Origin of the sequence: Flavobacterium sp., assembly GCF_044348915.1 — a bacterium.
Taxonomy (GTDB): domain Bacteria; phylum Bacteroidota; class Bacteroidia; order Flavobacteriales; family Flavobacteriaceae; genus Flavobacterium.
On the sequence record NZ_JBIKRX010000002.1, the window covers coordinates 29,725 to 50,170 of the forward strand.

Here is a 20,446-nt window from a genome sequence, read left to right on the forward strand (position 1 = left end):
GAACTCAATACTTAATCGTATTGCGGATGCAAATTTAAGACATTAATTCAATTACACAAGCCTTTTTTGTAAAAAATATGCAGACAAAAGATAATCTTCTGATAACCTAAACTTTAAACACAAAGAAACTATTTTTTAGTCAACATTCTTTTGATTTCGTTGAGTTTCATCAAAGCTTCCATTGGCGTAATCGTGTTGATATCGAGACTCAAAATCTCGTCTTTTATTTCTTCCAACAAAGGATCGTCCAGATTGAAGAAACTCATTTGCATATGCTCCGCCTGTTCGCCTTTCAGTCTCGAGCCGTCCTTCGCTGATTTGATGCCGTTCAAAGCTTCACTAGAGTGGTCTTTCTCCAATTTCTTCAACAACTTCTGCGCTTTCAAAATCACGATTTGTGGCATTCCCGCCATTTTAGCTACATGAATTCCAAAACTGTGCGCACTTCCTCCTTTTACTAACTTTCGAATAAAAAGAACGGTGTCTTTTAACTCTTTTACCGAAACATTGTAATTTTGGATTCTCGGTAAGGATTCACTCATTTCGTTCAGCTCGTGATAATGCGTCGCAAAAAGCGTTTTGGGTCGTGCAGGATGTTCGTGCAAAAACTCGGCAATTGCCCAAGCGATGGAAATTCCATCGTAGGTGCTGGTTCCGCGTCCTATTTCGTCCAACAACACCAAACTTCGGTCGGAAATATTGTTCAAGATCGAAGCGGTTTCATTCATCTCGACCATAAAAGTAGATTCGCCCATCGAAATATTATCACTTGCTCCTACTCTAGTAAATATTTTATCAATAATTCCCATTCTAACATGCTCTGCAGGAACAAAACTTCCCATTTGAGCCAAGAGTACGATCAAAGCAGTTTGACGCAAAATAGCTGATTTACCCGACATATTGGGACCCGTAATCATTATTAATTGCTGCGTTTCTCTATCCAAGAAAACATCATTGGCAATGTAAGGCACGCCAACGGGCAGTTGTTTTTCGATAACGGGATGCCTGCCGTTTTTGATATCCAATTCGAATGTTTCGTCGAGTTCTGGACAAACGTATTTGTTTTCAATCGCCAATTGGGTAAACGAACACAAACAATCTAGTTGCGCCACCAAATTGGCATTCATTTGAACAGGTTTAATGTACGTGGCAATCCAAGAAACTAATTGCTCGAATAATTCGACTTCAATTTTATAAATTTTTTCTTCGGCACCCAGAATTTTGGTTTCGTATTCTTTTAATTCTTCGGTAATGTACCGTTCTGCGCTAACCAAAGTTTGTTTTCGAATCCATTCTGCGGGTACTTTATCTTTATGCGTGTTTCGAACTTCGATATAATAGCCAAAAACATTATTGAAGGAAATTTTCAGGGATGAAATTCCTGTTCTTTCGGATTCGCGTTTTTCAATTCCTTCTAAAAATTCTTTTCCAGAGGTCGAAATCGCACGCAATTCGTCTAATTCGGCATTTACGCCTTTGGCAATTGCATTTCCTTTGGCTACAGCCACGGGCGCATCTTGATTCAAAACCGTTTTGATTTTTTCCCGCAATAAATCACAACTATGCAGGCTGTCTCCAATAATTTTGACCGCTTCTTGCGGACTTGCTAACGCCAGGGCTTTTATTGGAATAATAGCATCTAATGATTCCTTCAAATACACCACTTCGCGAGGCGACACTTTTCCTGCTGCAATTTTCGAAATCAAGCGCTCTAAATCGGAGATTTGTTTGATTTGTTTTTGAATGTTTTTCAACACCTCTTGATTTTCTTTCAAATACGAAACTACTTGATGGCGATTTCGAATTTTATTTGCATCTTTCAACGGCAAAGCCAACCAACGTTTGAGCAAACGACCACCCATTGGCGAAAGCGTTTTATCAATAACATCCAGCAGCGTGACCGCATTTGGATTGTAACTATGATATAATTCGAGATTCCGGATTGTAAATCGATCCATCCACACGTAGGCATCCTCTGCAATTCGCTGAATCGCCGTGATGTGTTGCACTTTGTTGTGTTGGGTTTCGGATAAATAATATAAAATTGCTCCCGAAGCGATAATTCCTTCGTGCAATTCTTCAATTCCAAAACCTTTTAGAGAAATGGTTTGAAAATGTTTCGTCAAAGTTTCAAAAGCGTAATCTTCTTTGTAAATCCAGTCTTCGAGATAAAAACTGTGATAATCATCTCCGAAAGTTTCACGGAAATTAGTCTTGCTGTTTTTAGGAACCAAAACTTCGCTTGGACTGAAGTTTTGTAACAACTTATCAACATATTCGGCATTGCCTTGGGCGGTGAGAAACTCACCTGTCGAAACATCTAAAAAGGAGATTCCGATCGATTTATTGGCAAAATAAATAGCCGCCAAGAAATTATTCGTTTTCGATTGTAATACCTCATCATTCATTGAAACACCGGGGGTAACTAATTCCGTAACACCACGTTTCACAATGGTTTTGGTCATTTTTGGATCTTCAAGCTGATCGCAAATGGCAACCCGAAGTCCTGCTTTGACTAGTTTAGGCAAATACGTATTTATAGAATGATGCGGAAAACCCGCTAAGGCGGTCTCCGTCTCAGAACCTGCGCCTCGCTTGGTCAAGGTTATTCCTAAAATTTTAGATGCTCGAACCGCATCTTCGCCAAATGTTTCATAAAAATCCCCCACACGAAACAACAAACAAGCATCAGGATACTTCCTTTTTATTTCGTTGTATTGTTTCATTAACGGGGTTTCCTTGACCTCTTTTCCTTTTGATGACAAAATGTATTTTTTAAATTTAAACAGAAGGCGAATTTATATATTTTGTAGCAAATTACGAGCAGTCTCCATATTTAAAATACATTTAAGTAAAATTTAAGTTGGTTTTTCGATTTTTTCCATAAATTTGTCATTCAAATCATAAATAAATTAACGATGAAAAAAATTATTGCTCTTTCAATAGCTCTTTTGGGATTCACTTTTTCAAATGCACAAGAGACTTCAAAAGCGACCAAATCTGCTAAAAAAACAACCGCAAAAACAACTGCCCCAGCACTTCCTAAAGTAGAAGGCGCAGGAATGGTTTTTGCAACTGAGACTATCGATTACGGCACTGTTGCGCACAACGCCGATGGAAAACGCGAATTCACTTTTACCAATAACGGTAATAAACCGCTGATACTTACAAATGTTGGGTCGTCTTGTGGTTGTACAATTCCTGCTTATCCAAAAGAGCCAATCGCTCCTGGAGCAAAAGGAGTAATAGGCGTTAAATATGACACTGCTAGAGTTGGTGCGTTTACAAAAACAATCACTATCACTTCAAATGCAGAAGGAATGCCATCAAAAGTATTGACCATCAAAGGAACTGTGCTTGCTGCTGACGCTCCAAAAAGCTAAATTTGTTTTAAATACCACAGAAAAGCTTCCTTTATTTTGGAAGCTTTTTTCATTTAACCCCAATTCCAACCTATGAGAAAGCTAGAAAACAGTGAACTCGACCGAAAATCAGTTGAAGATTTCAAACAATCCGAAAAAACACCCATCATCATTGTCCTAGATGACATTCGGAGTTTGCACAATATTGGTTCTGTTTTCCGAACCGCCGATGCTTTTTTGGTTGAAAAAATTTATTTATGTGGCATTACGGCAACTCCACCCAATAAGGAAATGCACAAAACGGCTCTTGGTGCCACCGAGACCGTAGCTTGGGAACACAATGCCAATGTCCTTGAAGTAATCGAGAATCTGAAAGATGAAAAAGTAACCGTTTTGGCAATTGAGCAAGTGGAAAGTGCTGTTTTCCTCCAAGATTTTAAAATAGAAAAAGATAAAAAATACGCCTTGGTGTTTGGCAACGAAGTATTTGGCGTTTCTCAAGAAGCTGTAGCTATCTGCGATGGCTGCATCGAAATTCCACAATTGGGCACCAAACACTCTTTAAACATTTCGGTGAGTGCTGGAATAGTCGTTTGGGATTTGTTCCAAAAAATGAAATGGCCTAAATAAAAGATGTTTAAAAGAAAATTATTACTTTTATAAAATGAAAATTAATGTTTTTTTTTAAGATAATTTTAGGCCTATTATTACTTATTCCGAAAAATACTTTCGCAATTAACCCGCCCGTAATCAAAGCAACAGGAAATCAAACCTATTGTCCAGTCACAAGCATCAAAATAGTTACTGGAGTAACAATAACTCACGATCCGTCCGAAACAGGTACTGATGCCATTTACATTCAAATTTCATCGGGATATGTTTCAGGTCAGGATCTATTAGCACTCGCTAATCCTCTTTTGCACCCTACTATTACTACAAATTGGAGTTCTTCAGAAGGAAAACTAAAACTCTTTAACCCAACAGGATTTCAAATTAGCTATGCCGATTTTGAAAAGGCTATAAAAGATGTGGAGTTTTCAAATTCTTCTACATCACCCTCTGGAACGAGAGATTTTTCGATAAATATAGGTTTTGGCGAAGCCAATTATTTACCCAGAAATGGGCATTTTTATGAATATATTGCAAGTCCAGGAATCACTTGGATTGCTGCCGAAGTACTAGCAAAAGGTAAAAATTATTATGGATTACAAGGCTATTTGGCCACTTTGACCGCGGCCGACGAAGCACAACTTTGCGGAGCACAAGCCCCCGGAGCCGGCTGGATTGGCGGCAGTGATGCTGCAGTAGAAGGAGAATGGAGGTGGGTAACTGGACCTGAAGCTGGAACTACTTTTTGGATTGGAACCCAATTTGGAGCCGCTACACCACCCTTCAATTATGCGAATTGGAATCCTTCATTCGAACCTAACAATGCCTTTAATGAAGATTACGCTCACATCAGGCCTTCTACCTCTACCAATCCGGGCACTTGGAACGACCTTCCAAACGCTGGTACTTCGGGAGACTATTATCCCCGCGGTTATATCGTAGAATATGGAGGTATGCCTGGCGATCCTGTCCTTCAAATTTCAGCAAGTACGAAAATTACAATGTCACAACTGACCGTCACTGCACCAAGTGCAGTTTGTTCTGGTGAAAAAACAACGCTTAAGGCTACTGCCGTATCGGGAACTATAAACTGGTATAATACACCAACAGGAGGCACATTGCTGCAAACAGGAACTAGTCCTAGTAGTTTTGAAACACCTGCACTTACTATCACTACCACTTATTATGTTGATAATGGATGTTCTCCAAGAACTCCTATGACTGCTACCGTAAATCCGCTGCCAATTGTAAATGATGTTACTATTATTCAATGTGATACTGATCTTGTTGTAGACGGAAAAACATTTTTCAATTTAACGGTAAAAAATACTGAAATTTCAAGCAATTTCGCCAACGAAAACTTTGCGTATTACACCAGTCTGAATGGAGCAAAAAATGCTGTCCCTGCAGATTTGATTTCAAATCCGTTGGCTTTCGAAAATACCATACCAACTCAAATGGATGTTTGGTCTAGAATTACGAACAAAATTACTAGCTGTGCCAGCGTCGGAAAAATCACTTTGAAAGTACCCGCAACAAATATTCCTCCCACCTATAAGATTCCCTTCGACCCAGTATGTGATGACTTTTTAGATATTAATGGAAATAATAATGCTAACAATAATAAGCGTGACGGGATAACCACTTTCGATTTCTCTTCGACAGAAGGAACTATACTAGCCTTACTCCCAACCACTCAAACATATACAATAAAATACTATAAAAACGAAGCAGATGCTTTGGCAGAATTGAATGTCATTCCCGATATTTCTAATTACAGAAACATTGGCTATCCTAACTCTCAAGATATTTGGATACGTATTGATAGCGATGTAGACAATGCCTGCTATGGATTAGGTCCTTATTTGACTTTAAACGTGGAGGCACTCCCCTTTGCCAATGCAGTAACCATTACTAGACAATGTGATGATAATGCGGATGGCATTTTCCCATTTAACACTGCAACGCTAGAATCTGATTTATTAAAAGGCCAAACCAATGTGACGGTTACTTATTTTGACCAAGCCAATAATGCGCTACAAGATGCCTACGGAGCAGCAATTACAAGTCCGTTTCCAACAACTTTTGCATCAAAATCTCAAACTATTAAAGCCGTGGTTACTAACAATACACCTCAAGGCTGTTTTGACGAAACCACCATCACTTTTACAGTAGATGATTCGCCTCAAGCTTTTCCTATCGATCCAAATTTAACAACCATTTGCGACGATGAAACAGATCCTTTGCAACAAGATGGCAAGGTTGCTTTTGCCACAACAAATTTTGAAGTAACCATTTTGAACGGTCAAACGGGAATGACTGTAAAGTATTTTGACCAAAATGGAAATGCATTGCCAAGTCCATTGCCCAATCCATTTGTAAGCAGCACCCAAAATGTGAAAGTTATTGTCCAAAACCCAGTAAACATCATTTGTAGTGCCGAAGTTATAATCCCATTTATTGTACAGCCAACACCAAAAATCAACTTAAATACCGACAAAAAGGACGACGAATTAGTTTGCCAAAACGATCCGAGTTTCTTTGTCCAAATTGATGCAGGTCTTCAAGACGGAAGCGACCCGAATGACTATGTTTACCAATGGAAAAAAGATGGGGTTGCCATAGGTGCAAATACCTATACTTTACCAGTAAATCAAAAAGGAGTGTATATAGTGGAGGTAACCAATAGTAGTGGTTGTACTAAAACTAGAACTATAACAGTGACCGCTTCCAATCTTGCAGAATTCACTGTTGATGTTGTAGATTTATCCGATGTCAATACCGTAACAGTCAACGCAACTGGACCTGGTGATTACCAATATAGCTTAAATGAACCTAATGGTTTCTGGCAAGATTCGAATTTCTTTGATAATGTACCGGCCGGTGTTCACATCGTCTATGTTAATGATAAAAATGGTTGTGGAACCGTTAATCAAGAAATTATACTCGTGGGAGTTCCTAAATTTTTCACACCAAACGGAGACAGTTATAATGATGTATGGGAAATAAAAGGAGTGGTCAAATACCCTCAAGCCGAAGTACGTATATTCGACCGTTACGGAAAGTATCTAACCACACTAAATACAACTAACAAAAGCTGGAACGGAACATATAACGGCTCCCCTTTACCATCCGACGATTATTGGTATATCTTAAATTTAGGAAACGGGAAACCTGAAATAAAAGGGCATTTTTCGCTAAAAAGATAATGTTCTAATGCTAATTTATTGGTGTATTTTTTGCCTGATTTCGTCCAAAATATAAAGGTAATCTTCTTGGTTTTTAACAAAATCTCGATCCGAAACGTCTATTATCAAAACATTCAAATCGGTTTGAGATTTAATATAATCCAGATAACCACTGTTGATTTTATCTAAATAATCAGCAGGAATATTTTGCTCATAACTTCGGCCTCTTTTTTTGATGTTTTGCAGTAAACGCTCCGTATTTTGATATAAATAAACATACAAATCCGGTTTTGGCATTTCACGGTACACGATATCAAAAAGCGTTCGATACAATCGATATTCGTCTTCCGCAAGTGTTATCTTCGCGAAAATCAAGGATTTAAAAATATGATAATCGGCCACGATAAAATCCTTGAACAAGTCAAACTGAGCTAAATCATCGGATAATTGTTTGTATCTATCCGCAAGGAAAGACATTTCGAGTGGAAAAGCATAGCGATTTTGATCTTCGTAAAATTTTGGCAAAAACGGATTGTCTGCAAAGCGCTCCAAAACGGTTTTGGCATTAAAATCTTCGGCAATCTTCGTGGACAAAGTTGTTTTACCAGCACCAATATTTCCTTCAAAAGCAATATAGTTGAATTGCTCCAAAGGAATCGAATCCAAGGGATTTTTTAAATTCTGTACGAATGTACAAACACTTTCGTCAGATGAAATCTCGACTAATTCAGCTATTTTTTTATGAAAAACAGGATGAATCCAGTTCAAGTTCAAATCCAACATTGGCAACAAAACAAAATTTCTATTTTGCATTAAAGGATGTGGCACTTGAAGATTATCATTGTCAATAATCTCTTCATTGAAAGCAATCAAATCAATGTCAATAATCCGAGATTGGTATTCTGAAGAAGTGTTTCGAATACGTCCGAGTTGGATTTCGATTTCCAAAATTTTGGATAAAATAGCATCAGCTGATAAAAAGGTATGTAAAACCAAGGCACAATTATAAAACGCATCGCTATCAAAACCCCAAGACGGAGACTCATACAACTTCGAAATTTTGATTACTGTGCCCACTTCTTGATGAATCAAATGGATGCAATTTTCAATATTTCGAACGCGATTGCCTTGATTCGTTCCGAGTGATAAAATGACTTGATTTTGTGATTTCATAAGAAGCACAAATTAACTAAAACAATTTTAGAAATAAACTATATTTGCCTGGGTGTTGATAACTATTTTTTACAATTTTTTTTCAAATAAATGTAACATATCAACACTTTTGACTACATATAGAAAAAATAATTATTATGAGATTTTTAGGAAATGTTTTAGCAACCATCGTTGGTTTGTTTGTGTTTTTAATGATGTTCTTTTTCGGAATTGTAATAATTGCAGCCATTTTTGGAGGTGAATCTGAAGAAATATCGGTAAAAAGTGATTCTGTAATCGAGTTAAAATTAACCGACGTTACCAATGATTATGCAGGAAAGTATAAGGATCCTTGGGTAGCAATTTTGTCTGACGGCGAAAAAGTAGGCTTGTCCGATATCCTCCTTGCAATTGAAAACGCAAAAACAGACAATGATATCAAGGGAATTTCTATATTGAATAATGATTCCCAATTGGGAATGGCGCAAAGAAAAGCATTGCGAAACGCACTAGAAGACTTTAAAAAATCAGGGAAATTTGTGATGGCTTACGCCAATACGTACTCCCAAAAAGAGTATTATTTAAATTCCGTCGCCAATACAATCTATATCAATCCCATTGGTGAATTTGACTTCAAAGGCCTTTCTGCCGAATTGATGTTTTTCAAAGATTTACAAGAAAAATCAGGGGTTAAAATGGAAGTTATTCGTCACGGCAAATACAAAAGTGCTGTCGAACCGTTTTTAGACAACAAAATGAGCGATGCCAATAGAGAACAAACTTTGTCTTTATTAAATTCTGTTTGGAGTTCTGTTTTAGAGGACATTTCGAAAAGTAGAAATATTTCGGTAACCAAATTAAACGAAATAGCCAATGGCTTGCTTGCTCGCACTCCGGAAATGGCAAAAGCTGAAAAATTAGTCGATGTGATTGCTTACGAAGATGAATATCATAACGCCATCAAAAAATTATTGAAAGTAGACAAAGACGAAGATTACAACAAATTAAGCATTCTTGACTACGCTCAAAAAGTAGCTACCACCGCTGAAATTTCTGCTGCTGAAGATAAAATAGCAGTAATATATGCTCAAGGCGAAATTATGGGCGGAGAAGGTGACATCAATACTATTGGAGAAGGCTCAATAAATCGCTCACTAATCGAAGCTAGAAAAGATAAAAATGTAAAAGCTATTGTACTTCGAGTGGACAGTCCTGGTGGAAGTGCTTTGACATCAGATTTGATTTGGAGAGAAATTGAATTGACTAAAAAAGTGAAACCAGTAGTGGTTTCAATGGGGAATTATGCAGCTTCTGGAGGTTATTATATTGCTTGTAATGCAAACAAAATTTTTGCTGAAAACAACACAATTACCGGTTCAATAGGTGTTTTTGGAATATTGCCTAATTTCACTCAATTAGCCACAAAAATTGGCGTTCATACCGAACAAGTGAAAACCAATGAAAATGCTTCTGAATATAGCCCGTTTGTGCCGATGGACGAAAAATTCAAAACGGTCACTCTTGAAAGCGTTGAAAATATCTACAAAACATTTGTGTCGCACGTTGCCGCAGGACGAAAAATGACTGTTGCTCAAGTCGATTCAATCGGGCAAGGTAGAGTTTGGTCGGGTTCTCAGGCATTGAAAATTGGTCTTGTAGATAAAATTGGAGGATTGGATGCCGCAATAAAAGAAGCTGCAAGCTTATCAAAAACTAAGAAATACAGCACTCAGAACTTTCCTGAATATGAAAAAGATATGAACGACATTTTCAAAAGTCTTCCTTTTGCAAAATCAAAAGAATCTTTTATCAAAGAAGAATTAGGAGAAGAAACCTATCGTTTGATGCAACAGATTAAAAAAGTGCAAACTCGCAAAGGAATTCAAGCGATGATGCCATTTGAAATTACCATTCAATAAATTTTATTTTAATAGTTTGCCCTTTTAGTCCTGCGCCATTGGATTGAAAGGGCTTTTTTTTAAATATTAATTTGCACCACATAACCTTCGGAACTGCGCACATTAAAAACGGTCCCGTCCTCAAAAATCAGATATTGTCCTTTTATTCCAGTTAATTTGCCTTGAAAATTGGATGTTTTTTCTAAACTCAAACTAATTATTTTCTTTGGATATTCCAAAACAGGAAAGTGCATTTCGTATAAATCATTTTTCTCATTGTAAAAATACTCCTGAACTTCAGCGGGAATTAAATTCTCCACTTTCAACCTTTCGGCAATTAAATCGACTTGTTCCACGTCATTTTGCAGCATTTTGCGCCAATTGGTTTTGTCGGCAAAATGATTTTTCAAGGCGACTTCCGTAATTCCCGCCAAATACCTATTGGGAACTTCTACAATAGAAATGGCTTGGGATGCGCCTTGGTCAATCCATCTTGTGGGCATTTGAGTTTTTCTAGTTACACCAACTTTTACTTCGCTGGACAAAGCCAAGTACACAATATGCGGCTGCAATTGCACTTTTTCTTCATAAACTAAATCACGATCTTGAATTCCCAAATGTGCCGTGCTCAATTCAGGTTTCATAATCCAATCGCCAACGGCTGGACTCGAATAAAAACAGTCGTAACAGAATCCCTGACGGTAAATTTTCTTCTTTTTACCACAATTCAAACATTGGTAACCCATAAAATTGATTTCCAAATTCTTGTTCAGCAATTGATTGACATTCAAAAAACTATTCTCAAACACCAAATAATATTGAATTGGATTTGCAAATTCGGTTTGCATTTTAGTAAGCGTGCCTTCGTATGTCATTGTTGCTTTTTGATTTTTGATTTTAGAATCAAGAAATAGAAATTAGAAATTTCCAAAACTTAAAAAAAAAACACTATTTTTGATAAAGTTGTAAAGTTAGTGTTTGTTCGCCTTTTTACAAATCTAAAATCTGAAATCTGAATGCCAATAGCCGTAATCAATTCTTTTGCTTCTTGGATGCTTAAACAAAGGATTCATCAAATTGAACTTTTCATAAAATATCCGAATGAAGTTCAGGAGGAATTGTTGATGAATTTGATTCGAGCTTCTGAAAATACAGTTGTAGGTCAACAATACGATTATAATTCTATATATTCTTATGCGACTTTTGCCGAAAGAGTTCCCGTTTCGACCTACGAAGAATTACAACCTTTGATAGAACGCACCCGAAAAGGGGAACAAAATGTTTTCTGGGAAACACCCATAAAATGGTTTGCCAAGTCAAGCGGAACAACTAATGCCAAAAGTAAATTTATCCCCGTAAGTCCGGAAGCTTTAGAAGATTGCCACTACAAAGGAGGAAAAGATTTGTTGTGTATGTATTTAAACAACAACGAAAATTCCGAAATGTTTTTAGGAAAAAGTCTTCGTCTTGGCGGGAGTGCCCAAATTTATGAAGACAACAACACTTCCTTTGGTGATTTATCCGCTATTTTAATTGAAAATATGCCGATGTGGGCTGATTTTAGCAGCACACCCAACAAAGAAATTTCGTTGATGAGCGACTGGGAAACTAAAATTCCAGCGATAATTAACGAAGTTAAAAATGAAAATGTAACCAGTTTTGCCGGAGTTCCTTCATGGTTATTAGTTTTGATGAATAAATTACTCACGGAAACTGGCAAAGGGAATTTACTGGAACTTTGGCCAAATATGGAAGTCTATTTTCACGGAGGTGTGAATTTTGAACCGTATCGCGAACAATACCAAAAAATACTACCTAAAAAAGATTTCAAATATTACGAAATATACAATGCCTCTGAAGGATTTTTTGCCATTCAAGATTTGAATTATTCCAGTGATTTATTGCTAATGCTGGACTATGGCATTTTTTACGAATTCATTCCAATGGATACTTTTGGAACACCGAATCAAAAAACGGTTCGATTGTGTGATGTGGAACTTTTTAAAAATTATGCTATTGTTATCACCACTAATTCTGGTTTATGGCGTTATCTGATTGGCGACACCGTTCGATTTACTTCATTAAGTCCTTATAAAATTAGGGTGACGGGTAGAACAAAGCATCACATCAATGTCTTTGGCGAAGAATTGATGGTAGAAAATACAGATCAAGCCATTGCCAAAGCTTGCCAAATAACAAGAACTGAAGTGGTTGATTATACTGTTGCTCCGGTATTTATGAAAGACAAAGAAAAAGGCGCTCACGAATGGATGATAGAATTCAAGAAAAACCCAGACGACATTGCTGATTTCCAAAAAGTATTGGACGAAACATTACAATCTTTAAATTCCGATTACGAGGCCAAACGTTACAACAATATGACGTTGAATCCTCTAATAATAAATATTGCAAGACCTAATTTATTCTATGATTGGTTGAAAGAAAAGGGGAAACTGGGCGGTCAGCACAAAATTCCAAGATTATCCAACGAAAGAGATTATTTGGAACAACTGAAAAATATGCAAGAAATTGTGCATCAATAATATGAAAAAACTCCTTTTGTTACTGTTTGCGATTTCTTTTTTGGCGTCTTGTGGACCGCATAGGATGAGTTGTGGCGCAAGGGGAATTTGTGAAAACATGGCTAAATCTACCAAAACAAACTCTTAATAAAATATGTTAACTAATAACTCAATAAGAATATGCTTTTCTTTACTCTTCTTTACTTTAATTAGTTGCGATGGAACTTTAGGCGGTTTTAATATTATTAGTTTTCCTGTATCGAAGAAAAAAATAGAAATTGCAATCGATAGTTTGTACTCTAAAAATCCTGAGTATAAAATCCCTTCTAAATGGGAGGAACATAACAACTGGGTCTTGTGGATCGCATAGGATGAGTTGTGGCGCAAGGGGAATTTGTGAAAACAAGGCAAAATCTACCAAAACAAACTCTTAATAAAATACTTTTTTAGATAAAAAATCCCGTCTTGAAAATTTCAATTCGGGATTCTCTGTTTTTTATACTAAAGGTTTCGCTTATTCTTGCATCATGTCAATGTGTCTGTCATGATAGCCTAGTAAATACAAAACACCATCAAGTCCCAAACTTGAAATGGACGTTGAAGCACTTTCTTTCACTTTTGGCTTAGCGTGAAAAGCAATGCCTAATCCTGCCAAATTCAACATTGGTAAATCATTAGCACCATCGCCCACGGCAATAGTTTGGTTGATGTGAATCCCTTCTCTTTCGGCAATAGCTCGCAGATATTCAGCTTTCTTCGCTCCATCAACAATTTCTCCTAAATATTTCCCAGTTAGTTTACCGTCTTTAATTTCCAATTGATTGGCGTAAACGTAGTCAATGCCTAATTCTTTCTGCAAATAATCCCCAAAATAAGTGAATCCTCCGGAAAGAATAGCGGTTTTATAGCCATAGTATTTCAAGGCTTTCATCAATCGATGTGCGCCTTTGGTGATTGGCAAGTTGATAGCCACATTGTGCAAAACATCTTCACTAAGACCTTCGAGCAAAGCCATTCTTTTTTTGAAGCTTTCGCTAAAATCAATTTCGCCATTCATTGCCGATTCAGTAATGGCTCTAACTTGCTCTCCAACTCCAGCCAATTCAGCCAATTCATCGATTACCTCTGTTTGGATTAAAGTCGAATCCATATCGAAACACACCAAACGGCGGTTTCTTCTGTACATATTGTCTTCTTGAAAAGAAATATCAACATCAAATTCTCCCGAAATTGCCATAAAATTGGCTGTCATTACCGTTTTATCTTTAATTTCACCTGTTACCGATAACTGTACGCAAGAACGAGGATATTCTTCAACTTCCACCACCGAAGTCCTACCTGTTAATCGAATGATAGAATCGATATTCAATTTTTGGTCTGACAATATTTTAGTTACAGCCGCCAATTGCACAGCAGTCAATGTTTCGCCCAAAACATTAATGATATATCGCTGTTTGCTTTGTCCCTTTACCCAAATCTCATAGTCTTCAATCGAAATCGGAATAAATTTAACTTTAATTCCCAATTCATATCCTTTGAATAATAAATCCTTTAAAACGCTTCCAGAACCGGAACCTGCTTTTACTTCAAATAAAATTCCTAAGGAAAGCGTATCGTGAATATCGGCTTGTCCTATATCTAAAATGGTTGCCCCATACGTGGCCAAAATAGCGGTTAAACCCGCAGTTACCCCAGGTTTGTCCTGACCAGAAACTTTCAACAAAATAATCTCTTTATCTACTATTGCCATTTGCATTGTATTAATTTACGATGGGCAAAAATCGACAATCTATTGGTTATAAAAAAGGATATTGAAGGTTTTTTTGGGAGAGGGAATTGGAGGTTTACACATACTAAGTTTAATCAAAGAAACTTCCAATACCAAACGTTACATCAGAAAATACTTTTAAGCTCTCAACCTAAACAAATAAAGCTCAAAAACACCCGTTTTGGAGCTTTATTTTACTTTTTATTGCCCTTGAAATAAAAAGATTTGACAACTTTCAAAAAGTTGTCAAATCTATCAAATGAATTACGAAGCGATTTCCAATCGTTTCAATAAGTTTCTATTCAAGGTTTCTTTGGCGTAATCCACGTCGATTTCCAAGATTTTATCATCAGAACTTGGCAATTCATACATCGCATCGGTTAGAATGGCTTCGCATAACGAACGCAATCCACGGGCTCCAAGTTTGTACTCCAATGCCTTTTCGACAATAAAATCCAATGCTTCGTCTGTGATAGTGAATTCCACTTCATCCATTGCAAACAATTTTTGGTATTGTTTGATTAAGGCATTTTTGGGTTGAGTCAAAATCGCTCTCAAAGTGGCTCTGTCCAAAGGATCCATATGCGTCAAAACCGGTAAACGACCAATAATTTCTGGAATTAATCCAAAATCCTTGATGTCTTTTGGGATAATGTATTGCAACAAATTGTCTTTATCGATATTATCCACATTTTTGGAAGTCGAATAGCCTACTGCTTGACGATTCAAACGTTTGGAAATGATTCGCTCCACTCCGTCGAAAGCGCCACCGGCAATAAACAAGATGTTTTGGGTATTGACCTCAACAAATTTCTGGTCTGGATGTTTTCTTCCTCCTTTTGGCGGAACATTTACCACGGTTCCTTCTAATAATTTCAATAAAGCTTGTTGAACGCCTTCGCCTGAAACGTCACGTGTGATGGATGGATTGTCGCTTTTGCGGGCAATTTTATCAATTTCGTCAATGAAAACGATGCCTCTTTCGGCTTTAGCCACATCATAATCGGCAGCTTGCAAAAGACGCGTCAAAATACTTTCGACATCTTCTCCCACATAACCAGCTTCTGTCAATACAGTCGCATCGACAATCGCCAAAGGAACATCCAACATTTTGGCAATGGTTTTGGCGACCAATGTTTTTCCGGTTCCGGTTTGACCTACCATTATGATATTGCTTTTTTCGATCTCAACTTCATCGTGCAATTCTTGTTGCATCAAACGTTTGTAGTGATTGTAAACCGCAACCGCCATTACCTTTTTGGTTTGGTCTTGACCAATAACATATTGATCCAAGAAAGCACGAATTTCTTTAGGTTTTCTCAGTACCAAGTCCGTCGGCAAGTGATTCTTACTGCTTGATTTTAATTCTTCTAATACAATTCCGTGGGCTTGTTCGATGCATTTATCACAAATGTGTGCATCGATTCCGGCAATCAATAAATTGGTTTCCGGTTTTTTTCTTCCACAGAACGAACATTCTAATTTTGGTTTTGCCATTTTTTCTTAGTGGTCAGTGGTCAGTGAGTAGTATTCAGTGAGCAGATTGAACTGAACACTATATACTAATCACTGAATACTGAATTTATCTTCTTAACACTTCATCAATCATTCCGTATTCTTTCGCTTCATCAGAAATCATCCAATAATCGCGCTCACTATCGGCATACACTTTATCAAAAGGTTGTCCTGAATGGTGTGAAATGATTTTATATAATTCATCTTTCAATTTCAACATTTCACGCAAATTAATTTCCATATCAGAGGCCACACCTTGTGCTCCGCCTGATGGTTGGTGAATCATTACTCTTGAATGTGGCAATGCAGAACGCTTTCCTGCTGCTCCAGCGCACAACAATACAGCGCCCATAGAAGCAGCCATTCCAGTACAAATTGTAGCTACATCTGGCTTGATGTATTGCATTGTATCATAAATTCCCAATCCTGCGTAAACGCTTCCTCCAGGAGAATTCAAGTAAATTTGAATGTCTTTTGATGCATCTGCGCTTTCAAGGAAAAGCAATTGCGCTTGAACGATGTTTGCAATTTGATCATCGATTCCTGTTCCCAAGAAAATAATTCGATCCATCATTAATCGCGAAAAAACATCTAATTGAGAAATATTCAGCTGACGTTCCTCAATAATATAAGGCGTCATATTAGTTGGATTCATTGCCGCTACGATTTTGTCGTAGTACATTGCGTTTACACCTTGGTGCTTTGTTGCAAATTTTTTAAATTCTTTACCGAAATTCATAGTTAAAAAGTTTAAGGTTTAAAGTTTAAGGTTGCTCAACATTGAACATTTGACCTTAAACAAATAAAAACAAAGAGCGTCAAAAAGATTATTCTTTTGACGCCCAAAGATACTAATTTTTTCTAAAAATTACTCACCATAAGATGCAGCAATAAACTGCTCATAAGTTACTTCTTTAGTTGTTGGATTTGCTTTTTCCTTGAATAATTCTAATAATTTCTCAGCAACAACTTGCTCTGAAAGTCTTTTTACTTCTTCTTGGTTAGATAAAACTCTAGCAACAATTCCTTGTACCTCTTCGTCAGTAGGATTCGTTTGTCCGAATTGTGCCATTTGCTGACGAATAGATTTAGTTGTAAACGCTTTCAAGTCTTCGAAAGTAATTTTGATATCCGATTGAGCCATCGCTTTTCCTTCGATCAATTGAAAACGCAATCCTTTTTCAGAACGAGCATATTCAACTTCAGCTTCCTCAGGTGATAATTTTTTCTCACCTACAGTTTGCAACCATTTTTTAAGGAATTCCGCTGGCAAATCGAATTTGGTGTTCTCGATTAAAAACTCTGTTACATCACCTAATAATTTTTGGTCTGCTTGTTGAGCAAATTGAACTTCAGCATCCTCTTTGATTTTGGCTTTCAATTCCTCTAATGAAGCTACGTTTCCAGCACCAAACAATTTGTCGAATAATTCTTGATTCAATTCTGCTGGTTCTGAAGTTGTAATCGCTTCGATAGTGAAGTCAACATCAATAGTTAAACCGTGAACATTGTCGTGACCTACTTTCAAATAATCCATCAATTGATGGTCATCTTGAAACAATCCTTTTGTATTAACAGTAACGACATCACCAACTTTTTTACCAATGAATTTATCGGCAGTCGCTTTATCTTTGAAAACTGACAAATTAATTGTAGTTGAATTTCCGATTCCTTCGGCTTCGTTAGTAAATATTCCTTTCAAATCAGCACCTTCAACAACCACTTCTTGAGTAATTGGAGTTCCAAATTGTTTTTGGATACGTTCTACTTGACCGTCGATTAATTTATCGTCAGCTTTTACAATATATTTTACAATCTCGTTTTTAGCATCTAAATCTAATTCGAAGTTTGGAACCAAACCGATTTCATATTCAAAAACCAATTCTTCGTTGTCCCAGTTGAAATCTTCGTTTACTTTTGCAAGCGGAGTTCCAAGAAGATTTAATCTTTCAGATTGCACAAAACGCTCCAAAGCTAAGTCAACAACTTTCTTTACTTCTTCTTGTTTGATGGCTTTTCCGTATTGTTTTTCAACAAGGTCTTTAGGAACTTGTCCTTTTCTAAAACCTTTTACAGTTGCCAAAGGCATTTTCTCATTTATTCTTTTTGCTACTTGACCTTTGTAATCCATATGAACAACTGTCATTACAATTGTCTCGTTTACTGCGTCTAATGCTACTCTTTTGATATCCATCTTCTTCTTTAATTTACATAATAAAATTGGGTTGCAAAAATATAAAATTTTCGCAACCCAAACAAGTTTTTAATCTCGAACCTTCGAGATTGTAATTTAGCCCCTCGGTTTATATAAAAACAGTAGTAAACTATTTGTCTTCGCCAATCATTTTAAACACAATTGACTGACTAATAGAAAGAATTATACTAAAAACAATAGCAGTCCAAAATGAATTTATTCTAAAACCGTCAACTAACGTCGAACATATCTTAATCATTGCTCCATTCAGTACAAATAGAAACAAACCCAATGTAAGGAATGTAACGGGTAATGTTAGGATAGTCAAAATGGGCTTTACAAATATATTAAGCAAACCCAAAACTGCCGCAACTATTACCGCAGTTGTAAAACCATCGATATCTACAGTTGACATCAAACTAGAAATAAGCATAACCAAACCAGCCGTAATAAGGATTCTAAAAAGTAATTTCATGTGCAATTTATTAAATGAATATTAATGATTACAAAACATCTTATTTCTAAAATCTATGTTTTGGTTATTTCAAATGTAAAAAAAATATTCTAAAAAATCCTTTTTATGACCACATTAATCCAGATTACAACTTAAAATCGACTTAAAAATCTAATAATTCTTCCTCAGAAACACCCGCTATGTATTTTACATTAAAACTTTTCACGATTTATTTTAAGAAAGAACTAGTTATTTCATAAAACAACTTTGGGTTTTCGGCGTGAAGCCAATGCCCAACATTAGGAATTGTTTCGACTATAGAATTTGGAAAATGACCATGGATTAACTCTAAATCTTCATCTAAAATATAAGTGGAGTTGCCACCCCGAATAAAAAGTGTAGGATTTGCAAAAACAGCATTTCCCGAAAGTTGTTTTCCAATTTCTTCGATTCTCTCATTGAAAACAGCCAAATTAAATCGGAAAGCCAATTGCCCAGGCTCTTGCCAGTACAAACTTTTCAAAAGAAATTGTCGCGTACCAAAATCCGGAATGTATTTTGCCAAAATCTCTTCGACCTCTGTTCGGCTAGGTTTCAGAGAAAAATCGACGGCGTTCAATCCTTCAAGAATAATTTGATGGTGTTGCGGGTAAAATTTAGGTCCGATATCGGCAACAATCAACCTTTCAACCATTTCGGGATGTTCCGCAGCAAAAAGCATTGCTGTTTTTCCTCCCATTGAATGTCCAAGAATATTGATTTTTTCCAGATTATTGGCCTTGCAATAGTTGTAAACATCCTCAGCCATTAGTTCATAACTAAATTCACCAGAACGAAAACTTCTGCCGTGATTACGTAGATCTAGTATATGAGTCTGAAAACCATCTGACGCAAATTGCAGTCCAATTGTTTTCCAGTTGTCGGACATTCCAAGAAACCCGTGGAGAATTAACAGTGGCTTGCCTACGCCTTCAATTTTTGAGTACAACATTTCATTGCAGATTTTAGATTGCAGATTTTAGATTGCAGATTGCTATCCAAATTCTTTTAGGTTTATTAAAAACTATTTCAGTTTTTGCAAGTACATATTCACTACATTATCCAAACCAAGATAAATCGCTTCGGAAATAAGAGCGTGTCCGATAGAAACTTCTAAAAGTCCCGGAATGTTTTGTTTAAAAAACGCAACATTATCCAAACTCAAATCGTGACCGGCATTTATTCCCAAACCGAGTTCATTGGCCAAAACAGCCGATTTCACATAAGGGTCTATTCCGTTTTTATTACCCAAAGCATATTGGTGTGCAAAAGCTTCGGTATACAATTCGATTCTATCGGTTCCTATAACTTTAGCGCCTTCAATCATTTCTAGGACTGGATCCACAAAAATCGAGGTTCTTATGCCGTTTCTTTGAAACTCTTGCACCATCTCCATCAGAAAACCTTTGTGTTGAATGGTATCCCAACCCGCATTTGAAGTAATCGCATCGACAGCATCAGGCACCAAAGTAACTTGCTCTGGTTTGATTTCGAGAACTAAATCGACGAAACTTTTTTCTGGATTTCCTTCTATATTATACTCAGTGTGCACTATCGCCTTTAGATCACGAGCATCCTGATATCGAATGTGTCTTTCGTCAGGACGGGGATGAATAGTGATGCCTTGACCTCCAAATTTTTGAATATCGGCAGCAACTTTTAATAAATCAGGAACATTTCCTCCACGAGCGTTTCGTAAAGTAGCTATTTTGTTAATATTTACACTTAACTTTGTCATTAGAATA

At 36.7% G+C, this 20,446-nt stretch carries 15 protein-coding genes; 5 read left to right on the forward strand and 10 right to left on the reverse strand.

Annotated features, from left to right (window positions below; genetic code table 11):
- Window positions 1-128 precede the first annotated feature (128 nt).
- Window positions 129-2,726, reverse strand: coding sequence for a DNA mismatch repair protein MutS (gene mutS / locus ACIQ1E_RS00695; RefSeq protein ID WP_396167885.1), 2,598 nt, complete (start codon window positions 2,724-2,726; stop codon window positions 129-131).
- Between the two features lie 192 nt (window positions 2,727-2,918).
- On the opposite strand from mutS, the gene ACIQ1E_RS00700 reads away from it, so the two are divergent.
- From ACIQ1E_RS00700 to ACIQ1E_RS00710, 3 genes are all read left to right on the forward strand, one after another.
- Window positions 2,919-3,383 (forward strand): DUF1573 domain-containing protein, encoded by a 465-nt coding sequence (locus ACIQ1E_RS00700; protein ID WP_396167793.1) that lies wholly within the window; start codon window positions 2,919-2,921, stop codon window positions 3,381-3,383.
- Between the two features lie 72 nt (window positions 3,384-3,455).
- Window positions 3,456-3,992 (forward strand): RNA methyltransferase, encoded by a 537-nt coding sequence (locus tag ACIQ1E_RS00705; RefSeq protein WP_396167794.1) that lies wholly within the window; start codon window positions 3,456-3,458, stop codon window positions 3,990-3,992.
- A 44-nt stretch (window positions 3,993-4,036) separates the two neighbouring features.
- The gene (locus ACIQ1E_RS00710; RefSeq protein WP_396167796.1) at window positions 4,037-7,180 is read left to right on the forward strand and encodes a T9SS type B sorting domain-containing protein; all 3,144 of its coding nucleotides are present in this window, start codon (window positions 4,037-4,039) and stop codon (window positions 7,178-7,180) included.
- A gap of 15 nt (window positions 7,181-7,195) precedes the next feature.
- Here the strand turns inward: ACIQ1E_RS00710 and folK are convergent, their stop codons facing one another.
- Window positions 7,196-8,332, reverse strand: coding sequence for a 2-amino-4-hydroxy-6-hydroxymethyldihydropteridine diphosphokinase (gene folK / locus ACIQ1E_RS00715; RefSeq protein ID WP_396167798.1), 1,137 nt, complete (start codon window positions 8,330-8,332; stop codon window positions 7,196-7,198).
- 137 nt (window positions 8,333-8,469) lie between these two features.
- On the opposite strand from folK, the gene sppA reads away from it, so the two are divergent.
- Complete coding sequence (sppA, locus tag ACIQ1E_RS00720; RefSeq protein WP_396167799.1) at window positions 8,470-10,230, forward strand: signal peptide peptidase SppA; 1,761 nt, start codon at window positions 8,470-8,472, stop codon at window positions 10,228-10,230.
- Window positions 10,231-10,289: 59 nt separating this feature from the next.
- On the opposite strand, the gene ACIQ1E_RS00725 is transcribed toward sppA, so the two are convergent.
- Window positions 10,290-11,084, reverse strand: coding sequence for a DUF2797 domain-containing protein (locus tag ACIQ1E_RS00725; RefSeq protein WP_396167801.1), 795 nt, complete (start codon window positions 11,082-11,084; stop codon window positions 10,290-10,292).
- A 141-nt stretch (window positions 11,085-11,225) separates the two neighbouring features.
- Between ACIQ1E_RS00725 and ACIQ1E_RS00730 the strand changes: the two genes are divergently transcribed.
- Window positions 11,226-12,752 (forward strand): GH3 auxin-responsive promoter family protein, encoded by a 1,527-nt coding sequence (locus tag ACIQ1E_RS00730; RefSeq protein ID WP_396167802.1) that lies wholly within the window; start codon window positions 11,226-11,228, stop codon window positions 12,750-12,752.
- A 493-nt stretch (window positions 12,753-13,245) separates the two neighbouring features.
- On the opposite strand, the gene serB is transcribed toward ACIQ1E_RS00730, so the two are convergent.
- The 7 genes from serB to ACIQ1E_RS00765 form a co-directional block, all read right to left on the reverse strand.
- The gene (gene serB, locus ACIQ1E_RS00735; RefSeq protein ID WP_396167803.1) at window positions 13,246-14,481 is read right to left on the reverse strand and encodes a phosphoserine phosphatase SerB; all 1,236 of its coding nucleotides are present in this window, start codon (window positions 14,479-14,481) and stop codon (window positions 13,246-13,248) included.
- A gap of 282 nt (window positions 14,482-14,763) precedes the next feature.
- Window positions 14,764-15,996, reverse strand: a complete 1,233-nt coding sequence (gene clpX / locus ACIQ1E_RS00740; RefSeq protein WP_396167804.1) for an ATP-dependent Clp protease ATP-binding subunit ClpX — start codon at window positions 15,994-15,996, stop codon at window positions 14,764-14,766.
- A gap of 85 nt (window positions 15,997-16,081) precedes the next feature.
- Window positions 16,082-16,753, reverse strand: coding sequence for an ATP-dependent Clp endopeptidase proteolytic subunit ClpP (gene clpP, locus ACIQ1E_RS00745; RefSeq protein WP_396167806.1), 672 nt, complete (start codon window positions 16,751-16,753; stop codon window positions 16,082-16,084).
- 129 nt (window positions 16,754-16,882) lie between these two features.
- Window positions 16,883-18,208 carry a trigger factor gene (locus ACIQ1E_RS00750; RefSeq protein ID WP_396167808.1) on the reverse strand — a complete coding sequence of 442 codons (1,326 nt, stop codon included), beginning with the start codon at window positions 18,206-18,208 and terminating at the stop codon, window positions 16,883-16,885.
- A 130-nt stretch (window positions 18,209-18,338) separates the two neighbouring features.
- On the reverse strand, window positions 18,339-18,683 hold the full coding sequence (locus tag ACIQ1E_RS00755; protein ID WP_396167810.1) for a phage holin family protein: 345 nt from the start codon (window positions 18,681-18,683) through the stop codon (window positions 18,339-18,341).
- Window positions 18,684-18,891: 208 nt separating this feature from the next.
- Entirely contained in the window at window positions 18,892-19,653 is a 762-nt protein-coding gene (locus tag ACIQ1E_RS00760; RefSeq protein WP_396167811.1) for an alpha/beta fold hydrolase, read from the reverse strand.
- Window positions 19,654-19,725: 72 nt separating this feature from the next.
- Entirely contained in the window at window positions 19,726-20,439 is a 714-nt protein-coding gene (locus ACIQ1E_RS00765) for a pyridoxine 5'-phosphate synthase (protein ID WP_396167812.1), read from the reverse strand.
- Window positions 20,440-20,446: the final 7 nt, after the last annotated feature.

Coding starts and splice junctions, on each gene's coding strand:
- folK (WP_396167798.1), bottom strand. CDS start 8,332: ATGAAATCACAAAATCAAGTCATTTTATCACTCGGAACGAATCAAGGC.
- mutS (WP_396167885.1), bottom strand. CDS start 2,726: ATGAAACAATACAACGAAATAAAAAGGAAGTATCCTGATGCTTGTTTG.
- sppA (WP_396167799.1), top strand. CDS start 8,470: ATGAGATTTTTAGGAAATGTTTTAGCAACCATCGTTGGTTTGTTTGTG.
- clpP (WP_396167806.1), bottom strand. CDS start 16,753: ATGAATTTCGGTAAAGAATTTAAAAAATTTGCAACAAAGCACCAAGGT.
- ACIQ1E_RS00730 (WP_396167802.1), top strand. CDS start 11,226: ATGCCAATAGCCGTAATCAATTCTTTTGCTTCTTGGATGCTTAAACAA.
- ACIQ1E_RS00750 (WP_396167808.1), bottom strand. CDS start 18,208: ATGGATATCAAAAGAGTAGCATTAGACGCAGTAAACGAGACAATTGTA.
- ACIQ1E_RS00765 (WP_396167812.1), bottom strand. CDS start 20,439: ATGACAAAGTTAAGTGTAAATATTAACAAAATAGCTACTTTACGAAAC.
- ACIQ1E_RS00725 (WP_396167801.1), bottom strand. CDS start 11,084: ATGACATACGAAGGCACGCTTACTAAAATGCAAACCGAATTTGCAAAT.
- ACIQ1E_RS00710 (WP_396167796.1), top strand. CDS start 4,037: ATGTTTTTTTTTAAGATAATTTTAGGCCTATTATTACTTATTCCGAAA.
- ACIQ1E_RS00760 (WP_396167811.1), bottom strand. CDS start 19,653: ATGTTGTACTCAAAAATTGAAGGCGTAGGCAAGCCACTGTTAATTCTC.
- ACIQ1E_RS00705 (WP_396167794.1), top strand. CDS start 3,456: ATGAGAAAGCTAGAAAACAGTGAACTCGACCGAAAATCAGTTGAAGAT.
- clpX (WP_396167804.1), bottom strand. CDS start 15,996: ATGGCAAAACCAAAATTAGAATGTTCGTTCTGTGGAAGAAAAAAACCG.
- ACIQ1E_RS00755 (WP_396167810.1), bottom strand. CDS start 18,683: ATGAAATTACTTTTTAGAATCCTTATTACGGCTGGTTTGGTTATGCTT.
- serB (WP_396167803.1), bottom strand. CDS start 14,481: ATGGCAATAGTAGATAAAGAGATTATTTTGTTGAAAGTTTCTGGTCAG.
- ACIQ1E_RS00700 (WP_396167793.1), top strand. CDS start 2,919: ATGAAAAAAATTATTGCTCTTTCAATAGCTCTTTTGGGATTCACTTTT.